The organism is Pseudomonas sp. NPDC087817, assembly GCF_044742875.1.
GTDB lineage: Bacteria > Pseudomonadota > Gammaproteobacteria > Pseudomonadales > Pseudomonadaceae > Aquipseudomonas.
Map to the genome: position 1 here is coordinate 1 of NZ_JBIUVJ010000131.1, position 4,472 is coordinate 4,472.

3 protein-coding genes are annotated in these 4,472 nt (G+C 59.5%); all 3 read right to left on the reverse strand.

What is annotated here, in order from left to right:
* Positions 1 to 28: 28 nt before the first annotated feature.
* Positions 29 to 1,594: an MBOAT family protein gene (locus ACIONG_RS29820; RefSeq protein WP_093436261.1), complete on the reverse strand. Its 1,566-nt coding sequence runs from the start codon at positions 1,592 to 1,594 to the stop codon at positions 29 to 31.
* A 209-nt stretch (positions 1,595 to 1,803) separates the two neighbouring features.
* Positions 1,804 to 2,928, reverse strand: coding sequence for a mannuronate-specific alginate lyase (locus tag ACIONG_RS29825; RefSeq protein WP_401304556.1), 1,125 nt, complete (start codon positions 2,926 to 2,928; stop codon positions 1,804 to 1,806).
* An 8-nt stretch (positions 2,929 to 2,936) separates the two neighbouring features.
* Positions 2,937 to 4,388 (reverse strand): alginate O-acetyltransferase, encoded by a 1,452-nt coding sequence (locus ACIONG_RS29830; RefSeq protein ID WP_401304559.1) that lies wholly within the window; start codon positions 4,386 to 4,388, stop codon positions 2,937 to 2,939.
* Between the last annotated feature and the right edge of the window lie 84 nt (positions 4,389 to 4,472).

Genomic DNA, 4,472 nt, shown 5'->3' on the forward strand with positions numbered 1-4,472 from the left:
GCGTCAGGTGCGGGTCATGTCAGATCCCTCAGAACTGGAAGTAAAGGAACGGCGAGAAGCTTTGCGCCGAGAGTTTGAGAATCGAGGCGATGAACAGCAGCAGGATCAGGCCGCGCATCACGTAGCGTGACCAATCCGCCGTCCAGTAAGCCGGTTGCACCTGGGCTTCGACGCCGACGGTGTAGCCTGGCTCGTGGATGCTTGCCGGATTTTCGCCAGGAGCGGCTTTGATCATCCCCGGGGTCGCCGTCGCAGGGCCGTTGGCCTCGACGTTGACTTCAGGTTTGGTCTTGGCCGGCGGCTGGTTGGTGTACAGATCACGCAGACCGAAGAACGCCAGCGTCACGTACGCCACCACCAGAGTCGCCACTTGCAGACCGGTGAGACTGGCCTGATTGAGTTCCGACAGCGACCAGTCGCCGAAGCTGAACATCGCGCCGTACATGCGCCCGGCAACGTGCAGGTTCTCGGCGCGGAAGATCACCCAGCCCATGACCACGAGGAGGAAGGTCAGCGCCCAGCGGATCGGGTTAAGGCTGCGCGGCGAGGTGTTCAGGCCCAGCGCTTTTTCAATTGCCAGCCACATGCCGTGCCAGGCGCCCCAAACGATGTAAGTGATGTTCGCGCCGTGCCACAGACCACCGAGGAGCATGGTCAGGAACAGGTTGCGATAGGTCATCAGCGTGCCTTTGCGGTTACCGCCGAGGGTGATGTACAGATAGTCGCGCAGCCAGGTCGACAGGCTGATGTGCCAGCGGCGCCAGAACTCGGTGATCGACTGGCTGATGTACGGCTGTTTGAAGTTTTCCATGAAGCGGAAACCCATCATCAAGCCCAGACCGATGGCCATGTCGCTGTAACCGGAGAAGTCGAAATACAGCTGCGCGGTGTAGGCCAGCGCGCCGAGCCAGGCATCGCCGGTGGTCGGGTTTTGCAGGGCGAAGCAATGGTCGGCGACCACCGCGAGGGTGTCGGCGATGAAGACCTTCTTGATGAAACCCTGCATGAACCGCGTGCAGCCCTCGGAGAACTTGTCGAGGGTGTGCGTGCGGTTGTTGAACTGGTCGGCGAGGTCGCGGAAACGCAGAACCGGGCCGGCAATCAGGTGCGGGAAGATTGCCACGAACGCGGCAAAGTCGATCAGGTTGCGGGTAGCCGGGGTGTCGCCGCGATACACATCGATGATGTAGCTGATCGATTCGAAAATGTAGAACGAGATCCCGATCGGCAGCAGCACATGGGTGAGGATGAACGGCTCAAGACCGACCGACGTCATCATCGCGTTGATGCTGTCGACGCCGAAGTTGGCGTACTTGAAGTAGCCGAGGATGCACAGGTCCACCGCCACACCGAGCAGCAGCCAGCGCTGCGCCGGTTTGGTACGCACGCCGGCGGCACCGACTTTGAGGCCGATCCAGTAGTTCCACAGCGTGACGGCGGCGAATAGCGCGAGGAAGTCCACTCGCCACCAGGCGTAGAACACGTAGCTGGCGATCAGCAGCAGCAAATTGCGATAGCGTTGCCCGCTCAAGTAGTACAAGCCGAGAAAGATCGGCAAGAACAGAAACAGGAACACGTTGGATGAAAATACCATCCCGATCTCTCCATGTTTGAACCAACAGTCAAGGGCCAAAGCCCCCCCAAACCCCCCCAAAAAAACCGGGGGATGTATTGCATCCAGATTCACCACAACCCTTGTGGGAGCTGGCTTGCCAGCGATAGCGTCGGGTCAGTCGACATCAGTGTTGAATGTCGGAATGCAATCGCTGGCAAGCCAGCTCCCACAGGGTTTTGTGTCCTGCCTTACGAACCTTTGTTGCCCTTTTCATGCGCCGGGTCATAGACCTTGGTCAGATCCCCGCCGAGGCGGAAGGTCTTGAACGGCTGCATGCCACGCTTCTTCTCGATGACATCGGCCGGGCAGGTGTAGAGCGTGCAGAACGGTTCAAGCCAGGCGAATTTCATGTCCTCTTTCAGATCGGTCATGTCCTGCTCTTTGCCGTTCTTCTTCTCGAATTGTTCCGGGTCTTTCACACCCGACAGCACTCGATCACCCAGACGCTTCAGCGCACCGTTGTTCTCCTGACGCAGATCCACACCGTTGACCTGGGCAAAACTGGCGATCATCGCCAGCGGCGGCAAGGCGTAGTTGTGATAGGCGAGGGCGCGTTGCTGGCGCTTGAGTTCGTTCGGCAGGTAACCGTCGGCATCGACTTGATTGGCGCCGACCTTGTATTCCTTGACCGCCCAATCGAACAGGTCACGGCGGTTGGTTGCGACCGAAGTCGCCATCACCGACCATGCCGCCCAGTACGAGTGGTTGTTGGTTTTTTCCAGCGGCAGGTTGTCCCAGTCGCTGACCACCTGATCGGCCATCTTGCTGAACCACGCTTCGATCTCCTGCGCTTGCTGCTGATGCTGTGCCAGCGGATGCGAGTCGGAGAATTTCAGGCGAATGTACGAAGAGGCCATGCTGCCCAACGCCCATTTGCGCATCGACTTGCCGGTGTGGTTGAAGTCCTTCGACATCAACGCATCGGCCTTGGCCCACGCGGTCAGCCAGTTCAGCGTGCAGTCGAGCTGCTCCGGGCGACCGTCGCGCATGAACTGCATCACCCGTTTGGCGGTGCCGCGTTCCAGCGTGGTGATGTCTTTGGTGGTGTCGCGGAAGGCTTTTTCCGACTGCACGTTCAGCGTCGAACGGGCCTTGTCGGAACCTTCGTACTTGCTGCGAAATTGCAGCGGACCGGTGTACGGCGCCGGCATCGCATCGCAGCCTTCGCTTTTGTCGCCAGTCTTGAATTTATCCACAGGCGCAAAGTAGCCCTGAGGTGGCCGCAAAGGCGCGGCGGCCTGAGTGGCCCCGGCGAACATCGCCAGGCTCAACAGCGTCGGTGCCAATAAAGATTTCAATTTCGGATTTCGCATAGCAGACCTCATTGCCCGACCTGAGCGGTTTGTGGCCCAGCGCCCGGGAATACGTTGCGTTTGCAGATTTTCGCTTCGACTTTCTGTGGCGCGGCGCCGGCTTCAGGGCCCTGGACTTCGACCGCCAGCAGATTTTGCGAGGCCCAGTCTTCGTCCGTGCGCAGCTCAAAGGCGAAACGACCGTCGGTGTCGGAGGTTTCCGGTTTCTCGATCTTGATGTCCTCGTGGCGACCGTTCATGTACCAGAGGGTGGCTTGCAGGGTTTTCACCGAGGTGTCGGCGAAGCGGATGTCGACCTGATGGCTGCTGTTCTGCAGGTTCAGGTTCTTGCTGTTGACCAGCAGTTCTTGCTTGGTGCCTGCCTTCAGCGTGGTGCTGGCAGACATCTGCGCGTCTTTGCCTTCGCAGCCGTTATCCAGCAGCGCCATCATCTGGCGATAGATGGTTTCCTGGTCGAGGCGGTACAGCGGCGAGAATTCCCAGATGAGAATTTTCGGTGGGGTCTTCTGGAATTCGTCGCTGCCCAGATACTGCAACATCGAACCTTCCAGACCACCGCCGGGGAACGCGACGTTGAGAATATCGGCGCCGATGGCCTCTTCGAGGAAGCCGGCGAAGTTGTAGTTCTTGCCGCTGTGCGAGGTCCCGACCAGGGTGATTTGCGGGTTGCCGGAATCACCGAACAGATCGCCGTCACCGGCCTCGCCCTTAGGCTCGGTGGTGAACTGGTCCATGTACTGGATCGCGTAACTGGTGCCGCACAGTTGTCCGGCCATGTTGTGCAGAGTGCCGGTCTTGCCCATGCGCCCGGAGCGCTTGGTCTCGAACTCACGCTTGGGAATGTCGGCGAAGGCCGGGATCTGCTTGACCTTCTCGGCGACGATTTTTGCCGTGCGCTGAGCGCCGTATGGTGTCCAGTGCTGGTCACCGCGGAAGTAGAAGTCGTGGGCGGGCAGGGTGTCCGGCAGCGATTCGTTGGTCAGCGGCGACAGGTCTGGCACCACGTAGCCCATCTTGGCGAAACGGCCGAGCATGGTCTTGTAGTTGCCCAGCGCTTTCTCGTAATCGAACGCGGCTTTTTCCTGCGGGTTGAGCTTGTTGCGGTTCACCAGGCCACGGGTCGGCTGGTAAACGATCACCAGCTCAACGCCCTTGGCCTTGAACGCATCGTGCAGTTGTTGCAGGCGTTTGTAGCCGGCCGGAGTGGTGTTGAACTCGGTGCGCAAATCTTCCTGAGTCCGGAACAACCAGTCGCCCTGCGCCTGCACCAACGTAGTGAAGTTCTGCTGATAACGCGTGGTGTAGTTCTTCGCATCATGGGCTTCCGGGCACAGGTTGCAGCACGGCTCGGCAGTGAATTTCGGCGCTTGCGTGTCGTCTGCACGCGCCGCATTGCTGGCCGCGAGAATGCCCACGGTCAGGGCCGACAGGCTGAGTAATTTGATCAAGTGTGGGTGCATAAAATTATCCTCAGTCCTGCATTTCGGTCTGGCGTTCGACAGGGTCGATCAGCACGGCTTTCTGCTGGCGCACCAGCAAGTCGA